General features: G+C 44.9%; 13 protein-coding genes. 11 read left to right on the forward strand and 2 right to left on the reverse strand.

What is annotated here, in order from left to right; genetic code table 11:
- The first annotated feature begins 139 nt into the window (after positions 1 to 139).
- The 6 genes from MHH92_RS13390 (at position 140) to MHH92_RS13415 (ending at position 10,391) form a co-directional block, all read left to right on the forward strand.
- Positions 140 to 2,209 carry a bifunctional aldolase/short-chain dehydrogenase gene (locus MHH92_RS13390; protein ID WP_340904190.1) on the forward strand — a complete coding sequence of 690 codons (2,070 nt, stop codon included), beginning with the start codon at positions 140 to 142 and terminating at the stop codon, positions 2,207 to 2,209.
- Positions 2,210 to 2,228: 19 nt separating this feature from the next.
- On the forward strand, positions 2,229 to 3,500 hold the full coding sequence (rhaA, locus tag MHH92_RS13395) for an L-rhamnose isomerase (protein WP_340904192.1): 1,272 nt from the start codon (positions 2,229 to 2,231) through the stop codon (positions 3,498 to 3,500).
- A gap of 158 nt (positions 3,501 to 3,658) precedes the next feature.
- A complete protein-coding gene (locus MHH92_RS13400) occupies positions 3,659 to 5,332 on the forward strand; it encodes a ribonuclease J (protein WP_340904194.1) in 1,674 nt (557 codons plus the stop codon).
- Between the two features lie 245 nt (positions 5,333 to 5,577).
- The gene (locus MHH92_RS13405; RefSeq protein WP_036608469.1) at positions 5,578 to 6,561 is read left to right on the forward strand and encodes a LacI family DNA-binding transcriptional regulator; all 984 of its coding nucleotides are present in this window, start codon (positions 5,578 to 5,580) and stop codon (positions 6,559 to 6,561) included.
- A gap of 345 nt (positions 6,562 to 6,906) precedes the next feature.
- On the forward strand, positions 6,907 to 8,382 hold the full coding sequence (locus MHH92_RS13410) for a glycoside hydrolase family 32 protein (protein ID WP_340904197.1): 1,476 nt from the start codon (positions 6,907 to 6,909) through the stop codon (positions 8,380 to 8,382).
- A gap of 26 nt (positions 8,383 to 8,408) precedes the next feature.
- Positions 8,409 to 10,391 (forward strand): sucrose-specific PTS transporter subunit IIBC, encoded by a 1,983-nt coding sequence (locus MHH92_RS13415; protein WP_340904199.1) that lies wholly within the window; start codon positions 8,409 to 8,411, stop codon positions 10,389 to 10,391.
- Positions 10,392 to 10,576: 185 nt separating this feature from the next.
- Here the strand turns inward: MHH92_RS13415 and MHH92_RS13420 are convergent, their stop codons facing one another.
- Both MHH92_RS13420 and MHH92_RS13425 read right to left on the reverse strand, forming a co-directional pair.
- A complete protein-coding gene (locus tag MHH92_RS13420; protein WP_339187735.1) occupies positions 10,577 to 11,476 on the reverse strand; it encodes a manganese catalase family protein in 900 nt (299 codons plus the stop codon).
- 131 nt (positions 11,477 to 11,607) lie between these two features.
- Positions 11,608 to 13,335 carry a cellulase family glycosylhydrolase gene (locus MHH92_RS13425; RefSeq protein WP_340904202.1) on the reverse strand — a complete coding sequence of 576 codons (1,728 nt, stop codon included), beginning with the start codon at positions 13,333 to 13,335 and terminating at the stop codon, positions 11,608 to 11,610.
- Positions 13,336 to 13,595: 260 nt separating this feature from the next.
- On the opposite strand from MHH92_RS13425, the gene MHH92_RS13430 reads away from it, so the two are divergent.
- From MHH92_RS13430 to MHH92_RS13450, 5 genes are all read left to right on the forward strand, one after another.
- Complete coding sequence (locus tag MHH92_RS13430; protein ID WP_340904203.1) at positions 13,596 to 14,426, forward strand: amidohydrolase family protein; 831 nt, start codon at positions 13,596 to 13,598, stop codon at positions 14,424 to 14,426.
- A 239-nt stretch (positions 14,427 to 14,665) separates the two neighbouring features.
- Entirely contained in the window at positions 14,666 to 16,108 is a 1,443-nt protein-coding gene (locus MHH92_RS13435) for a 6-phospho-beta-glucosidase (protein WP_340907675.1), read from the forward strand.
- Positions 16,109 to 16,533: 425 nt separating this feature from the next.
- The gene (licT, locus tag MHH92_RS13440; protein ID WP_215075086.1) at positions 16,534 to 17,364 is read left to right on the forward strand and encodes a BglG family transcription antiterminator LicT; all 831 of its coding nucleotides are present in this window, start codon (positions 16,534 to 16,536) and stop codon (positions 17,362 to 17,364) included.
- A gap of 211 nt (positions 17,365 to 17,575) precedes the next feature.
- The gene (locus MHH92_RS13445; protein WP_340904210.1) at positions 17,576 to 19,465 is read left to right on the forward strand and encodes a beta-glucoside-specific PTS transporter subunit IIABC; all 1,890 of its coding nucleotides are present in this window, start codon (positions 17,576 to 17,578) and stop codon (positions 19,463 to 19,465) included.
- Between the two features lie 486 nt (positions 19,466 to 19,951).
- Positions 19,952 to 21,421 carry an Msr family ABC-F type ribosomal protection protein gene (locus MHH92_RS13450; RefSeq protein WP_340904211.1) on the forward strand — a complete coding sequence of 490 codons (1,470 nt, stop codon included), beginning with the start codon at positions 19,952 to 19,954 and terminating at the stop codon, positions 21,419 to 21,421.
- The last annotated feature ends 3 nt before the right edge of the window (positions 21,422 to 21,424 follow it).

Consider the following 21,424-nt stretch of genomic DNA (forward strand, 5'->3'; position numbering starts at 1 on the left):
GTGTTTTTCTAATAAAATAGCTCAATCTATAATGACTTTTGAATATTTCCGTTTGGTTTTAAAATATTTTGTTTTCAAAATAAAACAAAGATGTTAAACTCGGATTAGGAATAAAACAAACATTATCGGAGGGAAACAAATGGTACAGAGTTTATGGAATGCATCGCAGGCATCTGAGAAAACAACAGGACTTGAGCAGTTGGTTTACCGATCCAATCTGATTGGGACTGATCGCAGTGTATGTAACATCTACGGTGGTAATACGTCTACCAAAACGACAGTGAAGGATTTTCGTGGTCGTGATGTAGAAGTAATGTATGTGAAGGGAAGCGGCTCTGATCTGGGTTCCATGGAAGCGAAACATTTTACCGGACTTGGGCTCGAAGACATTCGACCATTAATTGAACGTGAATCCATGTCGGATGAAGAGATGGTTGAATATCTGGGACATTGCATGATTGATGCCAAGCACCCACGTGCCTCTATCGAGACTCTTCTGCATGCGTTCCTTCCATATAAACATGTTGATCATACACACCCGGATGCGATTATCAGCTTGTGCTGTGCACATAACGGCAAGGAATTGGCGAGAGAGATCTACGGTGATCGTTTTGTATGGGTACCTTATGTACGCCCAGGGTTTACGTTATCTAAAATGATTGCTGAAAGCGTATTCTCGAATCCCAATGCCGAACTCGTACTGATGGAAAAACACGGACTTGTCACTTGGGGAGAAACATCCGAGGAATGTTACGCTCAGACCATCAAGATTATCAATGAAGCAGACTCATTCATCGAAGCACGAGTGAACGAAGAAAGTTTGTTCGGCGGTGTGAAACACCCGGCACTGGCCGCTGATGTTCGTCGTCAGATCGTATCACGTGTGATGCCAACGATTCGTGGAGCGGTATCGGATAGCAAAAAAATGATTTTGTCCTTTGATGATCAAGAGGACGTACTTGCTTTTGTGGGTGGAGCAGATTCCCCGGAATTGTCTCAGGTGGGTGCAGCTTGCCCGGATCATCTGGTACATACCAAAGTGGTACCTCTGTTCATTGATTGGACACCGGATGCGGAAGATATCGAAGGCTTAAAAGCCAAGCTGGTAGAAGGTGTCGCGGCCTACAAAGAGCAATATCAACAGTATTTTGAGAACAATAAAAACGAAGGTGATGTCATGTTCGAAGCGGCACCACGCGTTATCCTCATTCCAGGTGTGGGCATGATCAATACAGGCAAGAGCTGGGCGCTTTCCCAAGTAAGCGGAGCGTTGTATCACAGAGCCATCGCCGTTATGCGTGGAGCTACTAGCCTAGGTCAATTCGTATCACTCAGTGCAAATGAATCTTACAATGTGGAGTACTGGCCGCTGGAATTGTACAAATTGTCTTTGGCTCCAGCAGAAACCGAGTTCTCCCGTAAAGTGGCGTTTATTACAGGCGGCGCAGGCGGGATCGGAAGTGAAACGGCACGCAGATTGGTATCTGAAGGCGCACATGTGGTGCTTGCTGATCTCAACCTGGAGGGCGCACAGAAGGTAGCACAGGAAATTAATGATCAGTACGGTGCGAATCGTGCTTATGCGCTGAAAATGGACGTGACCGATGAGGAAGCTGTTCAATCTGCTTATGCTGATGTTGCGGTGCAATATGGCGGAGTGGATATCATCGTGAACAATGCAGGATTGGCCACATCCAGCCCATTTGACGAAACTTCCCTGAAAGAATGGAACCTGAACATGAATGTACTGGGCACAGGGTATTTCCTCGTGGCTCGTGAAGCCTTCAAGCTGATGAAACAACAGGGCATTGGGGGAAGCATGGTATTTATCGGTTCCAAGAACTCGGTGTATGCAGGTAAAAGTGCTTCTGCTTACAGTTCAGCGAAAGCGCTGGAAGCGCATCTGGCACGCTGTATCGCAGCAGAAGGTGGAGAGTATGGCATTCGTGTCAACACGATTCTTCCGGATGCCATTCTACAGGGTTCAGCAATCTGGAACGGTTCCTGGAGAAACGAACGTGCAGCGGCATACGGAATTGAACCGGATCAATTGGAAGAGTATTATCGCAAACGGACGACATTGCTCGTGAATATCTATCCAAGAGATATTGCAGAAGGAATTGCATTTTTTGCTTCTTCGAAATCCGAAAAAACAACCGGTTGCATGATGACCATTGATGGCGGTGTACCGGCAGCATTTACACGTTAAAATAGGAGGGTTCTTGCGGATGGATAACCAAGTCAAGCAAGCGTATGAAGCAGCCAAGGCATTGTATGCCCAGCACGGAATTGATACGGACGTGGTACTGAACAAACTCGCGGAGATCAAAGTATCCGTACACTGCTGGCAAGGCGACGATGTCAAAGGTTTTCTGAATAAAGATGGGGAGTTAACAGGTGGTATTTCCGTTACAGGTCAATATCCGGGCGCTGCGACAACCCCGGCAGAACTTCGTAACGATCTGGAGCAAGCTTTTGCTCTGATTCCTGGCAAACATAAGGTCAATCTGCACGCGATCTACACGGATACTGACGAGCAGGTTGAACTGGATCAGATTGAGCCAAAGCATTATGAGAACTGGGTGAAATGGGCGAAAGAACAAGGACTCGGTCTGGACTTCAACCCAACATGTTTTTCCCATGAAAAATCAAGTGACGGGTTCACGCTCAGTCATCCAGATCCTGAAATTCGCAAGTTCTGGATTGATCACTGCAAGGCATCCCGCCGGATTGGTGCTTATTTCGGGGAACAGCTTGGTCAGACTTGTGTAACCAATGTATGGGTACCGGACGGATTCAAAGATAATCCGGTTGACCGGTTGACACCACGCAAACGTCTCAAAGAATCGCTGGATGAAGTATTCTGCGAACCACTTAACCCAGAGCACAACCTGGACGCGGTAGAGAGTAAGCTGTTTGGTCTGGGTTCGGAAGCATATGTGGTGGGTTCTCATGAATTCTATATGGGTTACGGTTTGCAAAATGATACGTTAATCTGCCTGGATGCGGGTCATTTCCATCCTACAGAGGTTATTTCCAATAAACTGTCGTCCTTGTCTTTGTTTACAAGTGGCATTCTGCTTCACGTAAGCCGCCCGATGCGCTGGGACAGTGACCATGTGGTAATCATGGACGATGAGCTGCTGGAAATTGCCCGTGAACTGGTTCGACATGATCTGCTTGCGACCACACATATTGGATTGGATTTCTTTGATGCAAGCATTAACCGTGTAGCTGCATGGGTTGTGGGAACTCGCAACACGATCAAAGCCCTTCTGCGTGCGATGCTCGAACCAGTGGATGCCTTGAAACAAGCCGAATTGGAAGGGGATTACACGCTGCGCCTTGCCTTAACGGAAGAGTTCAAATCCTATCCGTTTGGCGCGATCTGGGACTACTATTGTGCTCAGCAAGGCGTTCCAGTTCGTGAAAAGTGGATCACTGATATCAAAACCTATGAACAAGACGTATTGCTACAGCGTGATAAATCATTGGTGTAACCGCATTTATTTTTCGTTATAAACCACTACGGAATGAAAATTCCATGGTGGTTTTTTGGCATAATCACGCTGAAATGCATAACTGAGGCGATTGCTTCCATACTAGGAATATAGATCCGTATCGTATACGATTGCCACGCAGAGGAGGAATAATAGAGTTGAATCTAGCCCACAACAAACTGTATATCGCTGCACTTGGCGGCGTGAATGAAATAGGGAAGAATATGTATTTCATCCAGTACAATCAGGACATCATCGTGATTGACTGTGGTTCGAAGTTTCCCGATGAGACATTGCCTGGTATTGATCTGATCATCCCGGATGTAACGTATCTGCTGGAGAATCTGGATAAAGTAAGGGGTCTTGTGGTTACCCATGGACATGAAGATCACATTGGTGGCATTCCCTATTTGTTAAAACAAATGAACATCCCGGTGTATGCATCCAGGCTCACTCGTGGGCTGATCGAACTTAAACTGAAAGAGCATGGGTTGCTGCGCAAGGCCGAATTGCATACGATCGATGCTCATTCCAGCATTACGCTGGGAGGGATCGAGGTTTCCTTTTTTGCAACCAGTCATAGTATACCGGATTGTCTTGGTATCTTTTTTCAGACTCCAGCAGGCAATGTCGTGCATACCGGAGATTTCAAATTTGATATGTCGCCTGTACATGGACCTTTCCCAGATCTGCACCGCATGGCCGAGATTGGCAAACAGGGTGTCCATATTTTGCTCTCCGAGAGTACCAATGCAGAAAGACCCGGATTTACACCTTCCGAGCGTGTTGTGGGGGATCACATTCTGGATGCCTTTATCCGTGCAAAACAAAAAGTATTCATCTCGACCTTTGCGTCGAATGTCAGCAGGGTACAGCAGATTGTGAATGCAGCATTCGAGACGGGGCGCAAACTGGCACTGTTGGGCAGAAGTATGGTGAATGTGGTATCGGTGGCCAGTGAATTGGGGTATTTGCAAGTTCCTGACGGATTGTTGATTGAAGCTATCGATTCGGATCAGTTTCCACCAGAACAAGTCGTTGTGTTATGTACCGGTAGCCAGGGAGAAGCGATGGCAGCATTGTCACGTTTGGCATCCGGTAAACATCCTCACGTAAGAATTAACGCCGGGGACACGGTCATTATTGCTGCCGGAGCCATTCCGGGCAATGAACGAAATCTTGCACATGTAATTGATAACCTGTATGTTCTCGGAGCACGTGTGATATATGGTTCAAGTGGTGCAGCAGGAATGCATGTCTCCGGACACGGCAGTCAGGAAGAACTCAAATTGATGCTTACTCTGATGAAACCGGATTATCTGATTCCGATCCACGGTGAGTTTCGCATGTTGTATCAACACAGACTGCTTGCTGAATCCGTAGGTATAGAGCGTGATCATGTGTTTATCGTGAATAATGGGGATATGGTCCAGTACAAAGACGGCATTGCTTCGTTAGGTCCCAAAGTTGCATCAGGAAATAGTCTCGTAGATGGTCTGATCATGGGTGATGTCGGCAATATTGTACTTCGCGACCGCAGACAACTGTCCTCCGATGGCATGCTGGTGATCGTGACTACACTGAGCAAAACGGAAAAACAGATGGTCACGTCACCCGAAATTATCTCCCGAGGGTTTGTATTTGTTAAGGATTCGGAAGAATTCATGCATGAGATCCATGAGCTGGTTCTAAACCGGATGGATGAGTTGACCGGGGCTGGGGTGAATCAGTGGAATGTGATCAAAAGAAAGCTGAAAGATGAGATTGGTCACTATATTTACGCTCAAACGAAGCGAAGACCTATGATCTTGCCAATTATTATTGAGGTCTGAGTCAGCAGGGATAGGGATTATCCTTGCCCTAATGATCTGTGCAAATGTCTATATGGAAGTTTAACAGCCTGATGAATGTCGGATCATACTTCGGTATGAACGTTACATTGCCATCGGGCTTTTGCTATTACATTGGGAATGTACAATAGATGTACGATAAATGGAGTTGAATCAAATTCGCCACGGGTTTGCAATTCGAAGTATAATAAAAGGTAAACTAGCTAATAGAAATAAGAGGAGTCTTTATGAATAAAACGATTTCTGATATCGCTCAGATGGCAGGTGTGGCAAAAAGCACGGTCTCTCGCTTCCTGAATGGCGGATCGGTTAGTGAGGATACACGCCAGAAGATTGAGCGTATTATCAAACAATACAACTATGTTCCCAATACATTTGCACAGAGTCTGAAGGCTAAGAAGACCAGTATCATCGGTACGGTTGTGCCACGTCTTGATTCTTTTGCAACATCACAGACATTGATCGGAATTGATGAAGAACTGCGGAGTAATCAGTATCAGATGCTGATCGCAAATACAAGTCAGGATATGCAACGCGAGATTGATGCCATCTATGATTTTGCACGACAGAAGGTATCGGGTATTATTCTGCTGGCTGCTGAAGTGACCGAAGCACATCTGAAGGCCGTTGAGGATATACGGATTCCGGTGTTATTGGTAGGGCAGCAGCATGAGCAACTGCACAGTCTGGTTCACAATGATGATCAGGCAGGTTATGAGATGGGCAGATATGTCGTCGAACAGGGTCACCGCAAGATCGTGTATATGGGGGTTAGCGAGAAGGATCGGGCGGTAGGAATCTATCGTAAACAAGGGTTCCAGCGAGCAATCGCCGAGTGTGGTGGATGTGAAGTGAAGTATTATGAGACAAGCTTTAAGATGTCTGAAGCCATCGTTACCGCTGAAGCCATACTGAAAGAGACCACACCAACGATCATCGTGGGGGCCACGGATAATATCGCACTGGGTGTGATGAAGATTGCATTCTCCAATAAAATCCGCATACCGCAAGATTTGTCTGTTACCGGATTTGGCGGATATGATATTACGGAGATGATTCACCCCACGCTGACGACTGTGAAATATCATTATTTGCAGGCGGGCAAAGTAGCGGCGAATCATATTATTCGTCTGGTCAAAGGCGAGTCGGTGGAGGAACGAACAACACTCGACGTAGAACTAATTCCTCGAGAAAGCGTTGACAAATTATAAAAACATCCTTTATGATAATTCCATCGAACCGGTTCCATTGTGAATATCTAATGCGGATATGCGAACACGGGCAGGCACTAATGCCATATGGAATTATTTTTTTGTGCCCAATGGAACCGGTTCCTATATTTGATTTTCGTATAAGTTAAATAAGAAATAAACATTTACGGAGAGGGCAGAAAAAATCTGAAGAAACGTAGTGTTCGCCTTTAGCACCGGATTTCACCCTTTAGAAAAGGGATCAGGAAATCTGGGGATAACAGCGATCGGAGGATTGTTCTGCCATCGTAGTCCCAGTGTGAAATTTCTTGGTCTAACTTATATAAGCAAGAATGGAGAACAGCTATGAAAATGACTAGAGAGCAACGCTACAGACGAATTGAGCAAGCGGAGCCTGGAGAGATTGCGAAGCTTGAAGCACAGATATCCGTATGTCCTTGGAGACAAAGTTATCACATTCAGCCGATAACAGGTCTACTTAATGATCCTAACGGCTTTGCATATTATCAAGGCTATTATCATCTGTTCTATCAGTGGTTTCCACTTGGGACAGAACATGGCATGAAATACTGGTATCATACCCGCTCGAAGAATCTGGTGAACTGGGAAAATGTCGGGATTGGAATCGAACCGGGTGGCAGGTATGACTCACACGGAGCTTATTCCGGCAGTGCGATTGAAAAAGACGGCAAGCTGCATTTGCTGTACACAGGCAATACAAGGGATGAGGATTGGGTCAGACATCCGTATCAATGCTTGGCAGTTATGGATGAAAGCGGTTCAGTAACCAAACTGAATGATCCAGTGATCTCGTCTGTGCCAGAAGGGTACACGGAACACTTCAGAGATCCCAAGGTGTGGCAACAAGGAGACACGTATTATTGTGTAATTGGTGCGCAGAGAACAGACGAGACAGGATGTACAGTGCTGTATCGCTCCATTGATCTGAACAACTGGGAGTTTCTTGGTGAAATTCGTACGCAATTAACCTCCTTTGGTTACATGTGGGAGTGCCCGGATTATATGGAGATGGACGGGAAAGGTGTACTTGTCTTTTCCCCGCAAGGCTTAGATGCAGCGGGAGATCATTATCAAAATATTTTTCAATCTGGTTATCTGATCGGTGAGCCGCTCAATCTCCAGACGAGAGAGTTCAAACATGGTGAATTTCAGGAGTTGGATCGTGGATTCGACTTCTATGCTCCGCAGACCATGCAGGGCCCGGACGGAAGACGTATTCTGGTTGGTTGGATGGGACTTCCCGATCTGGAATATCCGACAGACGATAGTGGCTGGGCTCATTGCCTGACCATCCCTCGGCAATTGTCACTCCGTGACGGCAAGTTAATTCAACAACCGGTTGCAGAGATGGTCCAATTACGTCAGCAGGAGGAAGGGACACATATTCGCGCAACAATTGACAATGAGAGTCGATCTTTCACTGGTTTTAATGGGATTGCCTATGAGCTGATATGTGAGATAAGCCATGTAGAAGCAGAGATTGTAGGCATCGAAGTACGGGCAAATGGAACTGAAAAGACGATTCTTCTGTATGATCGAATTCAGCAGAAAGTTGTCTTGGATCGGACGATGTCTGGTGCCAAGTTGGCAGAACAGAATGGAGTTGTAAGACAGTGCACGCTTACTTCAGATGTGATTAAGTTCCATCTGTTCGTAGATGCATCTTCCGTCGAGATCTTTGTGAACGATGGGGAAGAGGTCTTTACCAGCCGCATTTTCCCAAGCCGGGATAGCGTGGACATTCGTTTCTTTGCACGCGGAGGCACAGCTGATTTTGAAGCAACAAAATGGGATTATTAAGTATTACGTGAGAGGAATGAGATAACATGTCGGAGAATCAACGGATTGCCCAGGAAGTCATTCATGCCATCGGGGGCAAAGAGAATATCGCATCATTTGCACATTGTGCAACACGTCTTCGCATCATGGTGAAAGATAAAGAAAAAATTGATCAGAAAACGGTCGAGAACATCGAGAAGGTGAAAGGTGCTTTTTTCAACTCAGGTCAATATCAGATTATCTTTGGTACGGGAACAGTGAATCGAATCTTTGAAGAGGTTGAGAAGCTGGGCATCGAAGGAACGTCTAAGGAAGATGTGAAGAGTCAGGGGAAAAAAGAAGGAAATGCTTTTCAACGGGCTATCCGCACGTTTGGTGACGTATTTGTACCCATCATTCCCGTACTGGTAGCTACAGGACTGTTCATGGGATTGCGCGGATTACTTACCCAGAATGAAATTCTGGCGTTATTCGGTGCAACACCGGATGATATCTCGGCCAATTTCCTGTTGTTCACTCAAATCCTGACGGATACCGCATTTGCATTTCTACCTGCACTTGTAGCGTGGTCCGCATTCCGCGTATTTGGCGGAAGTCCAGTACTTGGTATCGTACTGGGGCTAATGCTGGTCAATCCTGCATTACCCAATGCTTACGCGGTGGCAGATGGATCAGCCCAGCCGCTGCATATGTTCGGTTTTATACCTGTCGTGGGTTATCAAGGTTCGGTTCTGCCTGCGTTCTTTGTAGGTTTGATTGGAGCCAAGTTTGAGAAGGTACTAAGAAGACGGGTACCCGAGGCACTGGATTTAATTCTGACTCCTTTTATTACGTTGACAGTCATGATTACGCTTGGACTTTTCGCCATTGGTCCCGTATTCCATTCCCTAGAAGAGTGGGTGCTGCATGGAACAACTGCCGTATTGGATCTGCCGTTTGGAATCGCAGGTATTATCATTGGATTCTTCCATCAGATTATTGTCGTTACCGGTGTACATCACATCTTTAATTTCCTGGAGATTCAGCTACTGGAGAAAACGGGATTCAATCCGTTCAACGCCATCATTACCTGTGCCATGGCAGCACAAGGAGCGGCTTGTCTCGCAGTCGGTCTGAAGACCAAAAATATGAAACTCAAAGCACTCGCATTACCTTCTTCCTTGTCCGCATTTCTGGGCATTACGGAGCCAGCGATCTTCGGAGTTAACTTGCGTTATATGAAACCATTTATTATGGGACTTGTTGGTGGTGGTGTAGGTGGTTTCATCGCTTCCTTGTTCCATCTGCAGGGTACAGGCATGGCTGTAACGGTTATTCCCGGTACACTGCTCTATCTGAACAGCCAACTGCCGTTGTATATCTTGTCCAACGTGGTTGCCATGGCGATTGCATTTGCACTTACCTGGTTCTTCGGATATAAGGATCAACCGGTCGCAGAAGAATCGGTGAGCCATGAGAACAGTGGAGTAACATCAACTGAACTTAAAGCAGAGGAATTTAATCCGCGTATTAATTCAGTTACCGATGCCGTTACAAGCAATCGTCCTAAGGTAGATTTTCTCGAAATCGCTTCGCCAATGAACGGTACCGTCGTTGCTCTGGAGCAGGTTCCTGACCCGGCGTTCTCGGAAAAACATATGGGTGAGGGCGTTGGCATCGAGCCATCAGAAGGCAAAGTATATGCACCGTTTGATGGTGTCATCGCACATGTCATGAACAAGAGTAAACATGCGGTGATTCTGGAGCATGAGACAGGTGTACAGATGTTGGTTCATATCGGAATTAATACGGTTGGACTGAAAGGAAACGGTTTTACCGCACATGTGAATAGCGGAGATCGTGTAACTGCAGGTCAATTGTTGATCGAATTTGACATGGATGTCATTCAGGCTGCGGGTCTACCTTTGATTACACCTGTGTTGATCCCAAGTGGAAACGAAGCGATAGCAACTGTTACAGCAGCCTCAACCGGTCGTGTGCAAGCCAATGGGGAAACGGTGCTGGTAGTGAAATTTACTGAGCCACAATAGAGGCGTGTAAAGTGGGAAGCGGGGAGAGATGTATCTCCCCCGTTTCCCTTTTTTGTGTGCGCCATAAGAAATCAAAGAAACAGATCATCAATAATCTAATTAAACAAAGAGTTCCAGCACACAAGGTAGCACCAGTTTACGGTTATCCAATCGACGCCCATGAAAAACAAACGTTGATCGTGATCCTACAGACCAGCGTGACGTTTCAGTCGCTCGGCAATCTGCATTAGATCTTCCGCGGATATCCCTGGCGCAAATTCTTCCGGCAGATCAGGTAGCTCAGGCACTGGCCCTCCATACCCCGGCAAGCCTGCAAAAGCCTCCAGTTTACCACCATCGGTTGGGTGTGTCCCTTTCCAGATCTGGGCAATGCCCTGATAATCCTTGTCGCTGAACGTGTACAACCTGCGGTGCTCACCCTTCGCTTCCCACTTACGTGTCGTTTCAAAAGCTTTATTATCCAGTCGCGGAATAGGGAACATCTTTGTTACATCAACGCCCGTTGCAATTTCCAGTGCCTTGGCATACGCCAGAACGTGCACACCGCCGCGAACAAGCAGATAACCTGTCATTTCTCGGGCTGTTTTGTTGTCCGTCATTTCGTAGACTCTCATTTTGTGAGTTCTGGCTCCGCATTCAAGAAAGAAATTATGCAGCAGATCAAAGATCAGATTGCCACTGCTCACAACATATGAACCATTCCAGGGTCTTCCCATGGAGTCATACGGGAGCGCTGTCTGGGCCGATTCGATAAAGTGTGAAGTCATCCGTGCGTCTTTACCAACACGCAGTGGTGTGGAGTCTGGGTCACCTGGTGATGTTGAACCTTCAAGCATGAGGTTAATCGTATTGGCGACAAGTTCGACATGGCCGAATTCCTCCGCAGTAATACTTGCAACAATGTCATAAAATGGACGCAGCTTGGATCTACCTCTGAAATTAAATGACTGAAACATATAGTTATTTAATGTTGACATTTCCCCGAACTTTCCACCAAGCAACTCCTGAACTGCACTAGCTCCATTAGGGTCCGGATTATTGGATATGGGTAGTTCGATGGCAAGACGGTCTACACGTTTAAACATGACATTTCCCCCTCAATCCTAGTTAGTGTAAAGGTATGAAGGGCCACTTGTACGTTATTCAATCAATTGTGAAACAAAAACAAAACGTTCTGCCAGAGCTTAAAGCTCTGTACAGAACGTTAGATGAGTTCTTATTTGGAAGTTACACCAACAACGCTGGTTCCATTTTTCGTGATTTTGTACGTCAGCACATCTCCGTTCCAGAAATGGAACTTAAGCGTAACTTCGCCATCATTGGTTTCATTGAAGAAGTTAGGTTTCAGCTCAATCACATTACGTTCGTAATCTGGGCTAAATGTGTAGGAGAATTCTTTGAACGAAGTCCAGTTCTGTGGACCGGCGTTTTCTCCGTTTGCATATGTTGCTTCCATCGTTGCCAGTTGGTTCCCGTTAAACGTAGTCGGAATGGCAAATGCACTGGTTGCACCAGTTGCATCGTTCAACTTAGGTGTGTCATATTTAATGATATTGAAGTTCCAGTCAGCACCTTCATTGAATCCAGCCGTGAGTGTGGCATTTACGCCCAAATCACCAGAGGTTGTCAATTTGGTTAACAGATTGGATTTTAACGTAAGCACATCTTTTTTAATCGTATAGTCTTTACCTCTTACAAGAGGGGTAGTGCCATTTTTCAACGAATTGAATTTGTTCCCATTCAGATTGAGTTTTACCTTCTTATCTTGAATGGCTTCATTTTGTTTAAGATATACGAGATCCGTTTCGGCTGTGGATGAGCGACCTGTCCAGCTGGCTTTCATGGTATCAAACAATTCCTGATCAGACCAAGTAAAACTTGTGCGACCGAAGTGTTGTCCGTTATCCCACAACATCGTTGTCATCTGTTTTTGACGCAGATATTGTCCAACAAATTCGAAGAATTTCAGTTTTTCGCCTTGCTCAATGACACCTGTGTGTTGATCAAAACCAAGCAAGCCATACTCACCAACGATAACCGGAATGCCTTTCGCTGTAAAAGCATTGTATACCCGATCAAAAGTGTCGGTAACGTCCTTCTGTACTTCCTCGTTATACTTGGTGTAACCTGCTATGTTCACACTGAATGGCCAGAACCCGTAGTAGTGAACGGTTGCAATAATATTGCTGTCATTCAATTTTTGAATGGTCTTATTCAGTTCATCCAGATCAGGTTGAGCGGAAGAGGTATGCATCGTTGGAAGTACAAGAGGACGTGTCTCGTTGTTTCCACCCGAAGTTCTTACGATCTTGTGAAAAGAAGTATTCAATTCGTCCAGCATGCGATATCCAATCGCTGCATCTGTTGTGCCGCCTTCGGAGAAACGTGGTTCGTTAACACTTTCGAACATGAGTTTATCGGATGCATCTTTGAATTTGTCCGCAATCTGAGTCCAAGCAGCGTTATAACGTGCAAGCACGTTGTCATGGTCTTTCTCCATGTAACTGATCCAGCGCCAGGAATCATGGTGAAGATTGATCATGACGTAGAGATCCGCATCAAGGGCCCAGTTTACTACTTCTTGAACCCGATTCATGTAAGCGGAATCAATTGTGTAGTCGGGTGCGTCACCGATATGGGCTTCCCAGGTTACAGGAATACGGATACTGTTGTAGCCCTCATCTGCGATCGACTGAATTAGTTCCTTCGTAATGCGTGGGTTGCCCCAGGCAGTTTCATCTTCACCAACGGCGTCCAGAGAGTTACCCAGATTCCAGCCAGGCTCCATGGCGTTTACATAGGTCTGCATTTTGCTTGGAGCGGGTGATGCATTGGCCTGTTCGCTGTTGTCAGTTGCAGCTGAAGCCATAGCCGAGGAGAATAGAGATAGAATCATGGCAGTCACAAGCGTAAGAGAAAGGACTGATTTGCGGTTTTTTTTCATTAATATAGTCTCCTTCGAATAGAGAATGGTTAAACGTGAATAGCGGTTAAGCAGGGTGGAAATAGAGCTCAACGCAAACAAAAATTCACTTCTTTAATACTAGAATCACCACCGATTTATGCACTGAAAGCGTTTTCGTAATTTACTATATCATGATTTAATATTGGACAATACCTGCACAATTGGAATAAAAATCATGTGAAAATCAGTGATTGCTTTTAAATGATAATTAGATTTAAATACCCTGGGAGGGATCTAATATGAAGCTGGATGCACATCAACATTTTTGGGAATACAACGTCGCCGAGTACGGATGGATTGGAGAAGAGATGAAAGTCATTCGTCAATCATTTCTTCCAAAAGATCTTGAACCTTTATTGATCCAATCCGGACTGGATGGATGTATTGCGGTACAAGCCAGACAATCACTGACAGAAACCGAGTGGCTTCTGCAGTTGGCAGATCGGCATGAATGTATCAAAGGTGTTGTCGGATGGGTGGACCTTTGTTCGGATGAAGTTCGGAATCAGCTTGAACTGTTCGCGTCCAATCCGTATCTGAAGGGCGTACGACATGTCATACAGGATGAACCTGATCTGAAGTATGTATTGAGAGAAGACTTTCAGCGCGGAATTTCATTGCTTAAGGAGTATGATTTGGCCTATGATCTGTTGGTATCCAAGGAGCAACTGCCTTATGCCGTTGAACTGGTTAAGACGTTTCCTGAACAGCGATTTGTACTTGATCATCTAGCCAAACCCGACATAAAATCAGGTATACTCTCACCCTGGAAAGAAGCGCTTGAGTCATTGGCCGCACAACCAAATGCGTACTGTAAACTTTCAGGGATGGTGACGGAAGCAGACTGGGTAAATTGGAATCCAAAGGATTTTACAGCCTATCTGAATATCGCCATTGAAGCCTTTGGTGCGGAACGGTTAATGTTTGGGTCCGACTGGCCTGTGAGCAACGTTTCAGCTACGTATTCTGAAGTATATGGTCTTATTAATTCTCACATTAATGCCTTACCTATACTAGATCAACAGATGATTCTTGGCGGCACATGTGCTGCGTTCTATCAAATATCGTAGTGGGCAATCCGAAGCTAAACCGGTTTCAAGAAGTTGACAACTGTTCTGATTCTTGCTAAAGTTTTATCCAATCCGCATAATCATGATCTGGGAATGTTACCGATATGGGCATAACCTGAGCTGGCTTGTTTACACGTAATCGTGTACCCAGGCTGGTTCGGGTTTTTTCTATTTTGTCTTTTTAATATTCTAACGATTTGAGCGGGTAGCTGAATTACATATTTGGAAGGAGAATGATGATGACGAATTTTAAGTTTCCTAAAGACTTTTTGTGGGGTGGAGCCATTGCTGCCAATCAGGCGGAGGGCGCGTATCTGGAAGATGGCAAAGGGCTGAGTATTGTTGACTTGCTGCCAACAGGAGAGAACCGCAGAAGCATTATGAAAGGCAATGTTCCAGCTTTTACGCCGCTTGCTACCGAGTTCTATCCTTCGCATGAAGCAATCGATTTTTATCACCGTTACCCTGAAGACATTGCTTTATTTGCCGAAATGGGATTCAAAGCACTGCGTGTCTCCATTGCTTGGGCACGGATTTTCCCGACAGGAGAAGATGCACAGCCAAATGAAGCCGGATTACAATTTTACGATAATCTATTTGATGAATTGTTGAAAAACGGCATTGAACCTGTGGTTACATTGGCTCACTTTGATGTGCCTGTGCATCTGATCGAGAAGTATGGCAGCTGGAGAAGTCGTGAACTGGTAACTCTTTTCGAGACATACACTACAACGGTATTCACTCGGTACAAAGACAAGGTGAAATACTGGATGACATTTAATGAGATCAACATGCTGTTACATCTTCCGTTCCTTGGGGCGGGGCTGGCGTTTAATGAAGGGGATAACATCAAGGAAATTCAATATCAGGCTGCTCACCACCAACTGGTTGCAAGTGCACTGGCAGTCAAGGCATGTCATGAGATTATTCCTGGTGCCATGATTGGGTGTATGCTCGCCGCAGGAAGCTTCTATCCGTATACTTGTAATCCGGAAGATGTGTTCCAGGGCATGGAAAAAGATAGAGAGTCCTATTTCTTCATCGATGTGCAGTCACGTGGTGAATATCCGGGTTATGCCAAACGTTTCTTCAAAGATCACGAGTTGAACATTGTTATGCAGCCGGGTGATGCGGAAATCTTGAAGAATCATACCGTAGATTATATCGGATTCAGTTATTATTCAAGTCGTACAACCAGTACCGATCCGGAAGTTATCAAAAATATGACCAGTGGTAATGTATTTGGCTCGGTAGCCAATCCATATCTGGCGAAGTCCGAGTGGGGCTGGACGATTGATCCCATAGGATTCCGCATTACCGCCAATCAACTACATGATCGTTATCAGAAGCCGCTGTTTGTTGTTGAGAATGGATTTGGTGCCAATGACGAGGTTACACCGGAAGGTGAAGTGGATGATGCGTACCGGATTGACTACTTGAAACGACATGTAGCTGAAATGGGTGAGGCCATTCAGGATGGAGTGAACATCATCGGTTACACCAGCTGGGGACCTATTGATATTGTAAGTGCCTCCTCAGGTGAGATGAGAAAACGTTATGGCTACATTTACGTGGATCGTAATAATGAAGGTCAAGGTGAGCTGACACGACTGAAGAAGAAGAGTTTTGAGTGGTACAAAAATGTGATCGAATCCAACGGAACAAACTTGGGTGACGCGTAATTTATATTTTTCTGAATTAAAATGGTCTTGTACGGCAATAAAACATCGGAAGTTTCAGCTATATAAATTGAACTAAACATTTACACAAAACGGAGAGGACATAAAAAAGCTGGGGATAACAGCGATCGGAAGGTTGTTCTGTCATCGGAGTAGTTAGTGTAAATATTCTCTAGTTCAATTTATATAACCATGGGACTTCCGATTGTCCTCACATTGAAAGCGTTGACATATAGTCAGGTTCGCGCTATACTTGACGCAATTATATCGTTTCTGGGATTGTTACTACACGACGTAGGCAAAACCTAAGCACCAAAAAAAGCAGACCACCATGTCTTGTTTATTTTGTGATGCTTCAGGTTTTTTTTTGTATGCCCAAAAGACGATGTATAACTGCCAAGAGAGTGGAACGTGACGGGGGGATTGAAGTGAAAATAGCAAAGGTTATCAACAATAACGTCATTAGCATCTATCAAGCGGATGGAGCAGAGCTTGTGGTGATGGGACGTGGGATTGCCTTTAAGAAAAAGCCGGGGGATAAAGTAGACGAGACCCGCATCCAGAAAGTATTTGCATTGAAAAACAAACAAACATCCGATAATTTCAAAATGCTGCTGCGCGAAGTTCCGATGGAACTGATTGAAATTGTGGAAGAGATCATCACGTATGCGCGTGAGAATCTGGGCCGAAAATTAAATGAGAACATCTATGTATCTCTTACGGATCATATTAACTTTGCGATTGAACGTTATCGGGAAGGCGTGGAGATCAAGAACGCATTAATGTGGGAGATCAAACAGTTGTACAAGCCCGAATTCGAACTGGGCCTGAGGACGCTGGAACAGATCAACACTCGTATGAATATTGAGCTTCCACCCGATGAAGCCGCTTTTATTGCTCTTCATATTGTCAACGCAGAGATGAACGAAGAAGTTATTACAACGATGAATATTACGAAGTTTATCCAGCAGATTATTAATATAGCGAAATATCATTTCAAAATGGAATTTGATGAGGACTCTCTCAGTTATTTTCGCTTTATCACACATCTGAAGTTCTTCTCCCAGCGTGTGCTCAGTGGTACGCATTACGACAACAACTATGATCATTTCTATGACATGATCAAGGAGAAACATCCGGATGCCGCAGCGTGTACGGAGAAAATTGAGTTGTTTGTCAAAAAAGAGTACAACCATGAGCTGACCAATGAAGAAAAGTTGTATCTGACGGTTCATATCGAACGAGTGGTTAATCGATAATATTTAAATGTTGACAAAAATGGTTTTATTATAATAATATGTGATTAACAGGAATTGAATACGATTTAACTGGGATTGTTACTGGTTATGCAGGCAAAACCTAAGTCATGAGAAGGACAGGACCATTGTGTCCCCTTGCTCAAGGCTTAGGTTTTTTGCGTGCAAAAAAATCGGTAAGAGGCCTGTTTGAGAAAAAGTGGGGGTGCAGAGTATGAGTCAAGAGAAACTGGCCAAAGAGATTGTAGAACTGGTTGGCGGTGAGAAAAATGTGGAATCGCTGGTTCATTGTGCAACACGATTACGGTTTGTATTGAAGGACGATGCCAAGGCAGACAAAGCCAAACTTGAGAAAACAGAAGGCATCATCGCAGTCAAAGAAAATGGAGGACAATTCCAGGTGGTTGTTGGTAACAAGGTGCCTGAAGTCTATAGTGCCATTGGACAGATCAGTAACATTCTGGACGATTCGTCAGATAAAGAAAAACCTCGCAAAGCAGCCAAAGGGCTCGGGGGGATTATCGATATCATATCCAGCATCTTTGCACCACTTCTGGGTGTTATGGCGGGAGCCGGTATTCTAAAAGGGTTATTGTTGATTGCGAGCAATATTGGATGGCTGGAAACGACAGAAACAACATATACGATCTTGTATGCAGCAGCAGATAGTCTCTTCTATTTCCTGCCTCTGTTGTTAGCGGTTACAACAGCACGTAAATTCCAGGGAAATATGTTTGTCGCGATGACGATTGCAGGAGCACTGATCTATCCGTCCATCGTCACGTTGAAATCAGAGGGAACACCAACGGATTTCTTCGGTATCCCTGTCATCTTGATGAACTATTCATCTACAGTTATTCCTATCATTTTAGCTGTCATTGTCATGAGCAAGTTGGAAAAGTTCTTTAATAAAACACTTCACGATAGTGTGAAAAACTTTGTTACGCCATTGTTTTTGCTAGTGATTATGGTACCTCTGACATTGCTTGTATTTGGACCATTTGGCGTATACGTTGGTAATGGAATTGCAGCTGGACTGGTTGCCGCATTTGGATTCAGTCCATTGCTCGCAGGAGCCGTTATGGGTGCAAGCTGGCAGTTGCTCGTTATCTTCGGAATACACTGGGGTCTTATTCCGGTATTTATTAATAACGTTGCAGTGTATGGACAGGATGGTGTTAAACCAGCTGCCACGGCTTCGATCTTTGCCCAAACGGGTGCTGCTTTTGGGGTTATGTTGAAAACCAAGAACAAAAAACTGAAAACATTGGCGGGATCATCCACGTTGACGGCTCTGTTCGGTATTACGGAACCGGCTATCTATGGGGTAACATTACCACTGAAACGCCCATTCATTGCAGGAGTAATCGGTGGTGCAGTTGGTGGAGCTATCATTGGTCAAGCGGGCACATTGGCATTTGCATCCGGTGCACCAGGGTTGCTGACCCTGCCAATCTTCTACGGACCAGGTGGACAAGGTTTCCCAGGATTGATTCTGGGTATCGTAGTATCCTTTGTTGTTTCGGCTGTACTAACGTACATCATGGGCTTCAAAGATCCGGTTGAAGAAGAAATAAAAACCGAATCTACGACATCCGATCAGCAATCTGTTCGTGCAACGAATGCTTCGGACGAAATTGTATTTAGCCCAATTGAAGGAACGATTGTTGAATTGTCGGAAGTTCCGGATCCGGCCTTTGCATCGGGAGCAATGGGTAAAGGGATTGCGATTGAGCCAACTGTGGGCAGAGTTGTAGCGCCTTTTGACGGCACAGTTACCGTTGCATTCAAGAAAAAACATGCCTTGGCTGTAGTATCAGACACCGGTGCTGAGATATTGGTTCACGTGGGAGTTGATACCGTTAAATTGGACGGACAGCATTTTGTGTCCCATATCAAGGAAGGCGACAGGGTCCAAGCGGGAGATCTGTTGCTTGAATTCGATATTGCACAGATTAAGGCTGCTGGTTATCATACGGTAACGCCAATTATAGTAACCAACTCAGCCAACTACGAAGAAGTGATTCCACAGGCTACAGGTCAGGTTCATAGCCAGGAACTTCTATTGAAATTAAGTAGCGGAAATGGCCAGGAACAAAAGTAGATTGATGTACTAATCCGAGGGTGTAGTGTTTTCATGGTTCCGTTGACATGGTGGAATTGGAAAATTATAATTAGATTTGTACATCTATTACATGATAATGAAAGGTGGATTATTGAACATGACACATGCGATGAGACTGCGCTTCCTTCCTTTGAATCGGTAATTGAATACGTTCAAAGGCTCTGACTATTGGTTCAGGGTAAACGGGATCAGTCTGTCATTTTCAATCATCTGACCTAAAAATAAGTGTTATACTCGCTTTCCCGTTTACGTTGAATCACAGGCCGTGGCCTGTGATTCTTTGTTTTTTCTTCTGATTATCTTACTCAGGTAAATAATTAGGTAAAGGCGCTCAATACAGACTACTGGAGGTAACCGCTATGATGACGTTACTGTTCTATTGATACGAGCTGGCACGATAAGCTCGTATCGATAGAAGTGTGCTTCGCTATCGATACGAAATAAATCTTATTTCGGAGGTAGCGAATGGAAAAGATATGTTTTGAATTAGAACAGGTTGAGATGACCTATATGGATAAAGTAATACTGAACATTGAGCGACTGGCTGTGCATCAACTGGATCGCATTGGTGTAGTGGGTGGTAATGGTCAGGGTAAAAGTACACTGTTGAAACTCATTGCGGGGCAGATCCAGCCAACAGCCGGAAAGGTAAAACGTTTTGCAGAGTTTGGTTATATGGAACAAGTGGAACCACCCCAGTCTAACGAAAGTATTGAAGTTGACGGGGCTTTACTCAGTAAATTAGCCATACCTCAACACGACCAAGCATGGAGTGGCGGAGAACAAACCCGTTTGAAACTGGCTCAAATGTTCACTCATTATCATGAAGTACTGTTACTTGATGAACCAACAACACACCTGGATCAAGAGGGCATTACATTTTTGCTGGATGAATTGCGTTATTACTATGGGGCGCTTGTACTGATCAGTCATGATCGTGCAGTTCTGGATGAACTGGTGACGACGATCTGGGAAATCCATCAAGGTGAGGTTCGCGTATATTCCGGCAACTATAGTGATTATCAGGCACAGAAGAGGCTGGAGCGTGAACAACAAAACCAGGCCCATGAGCAGTTTTCCAAGGAGAAAAGACGATTGGAGCTGGCCGCTCGGGAAAAGATGAAGAAAGCCGAGAAAATAACGCAGGCCGGAAGCATGTCCAAAAAAGAATCCAAGGCAAAAACAAACCGTATGGTTGAAACAAAATCCAAAGGCACCAGTCAAAAAGCGGTGCACCGCGCAGCCAAAGCGATTGAACAGCGTGTGCAACAACTTCATGAGGTAAAAGCGGTGCAAGAGGATCGGCCTATGATCTTCCGTCAGCCAAAGACACTGGAGCTGCACAATCGATTTCCGATTATGGCAGATCGCCTTACGCTTGAGGTAGAAGGCCACATATTGTTGGAGGATGTAAGTTTTCAGGTTCCATTAAAACAAAAAATAGCGATAACCGGAGCCAATGGCAGCGGGAAAAGCACATTGCTTAACCATGTTTTCCATGTGGGAGATCAGATCACAATGTCTCCAAAAGCAAAGCTCGGTTATTTTCAGCAAATGAGCTATCGTTTCACGACAAAAGAGACCGTATTACAATTCCTGAAAAATCGTTCGGAATATGAGGAATCAGAGCTCAGAAGTGCGTTGCATGCGATGCAGTTTATAGGTAATGACTTGCTGAAGAATGTTGGGACATTAAGCGGAGGAGAAGCGATTCGTCTTCAATTATGTCACTTGTTTCTTGGACAATATAACATTCTATTGTTGGATGAGCCGACGAACTTTCTTGATATGCATGCATTGGAAGCATTGGAGCGTTTTATTAAGGCGTATGAAGGGACGATTCTGTATGTATCTCATGATCAGAGGTTTGTTGAAAATACAGCGGATCAACAATTTCAGATTACAGAGCGTCAATTAATTCAGGTGAATATATAAGTT

The organism is Paenibacillus sp. FSL M7-1414 (genome assembly GCF_038003195.1).
Taxonomy (GTDB): Bacteria; Bacillota; Bacilli; order Paenibacillales; family Paenibacillaceae; genus Paenibacillus; species Paenibacillus amylolyticus.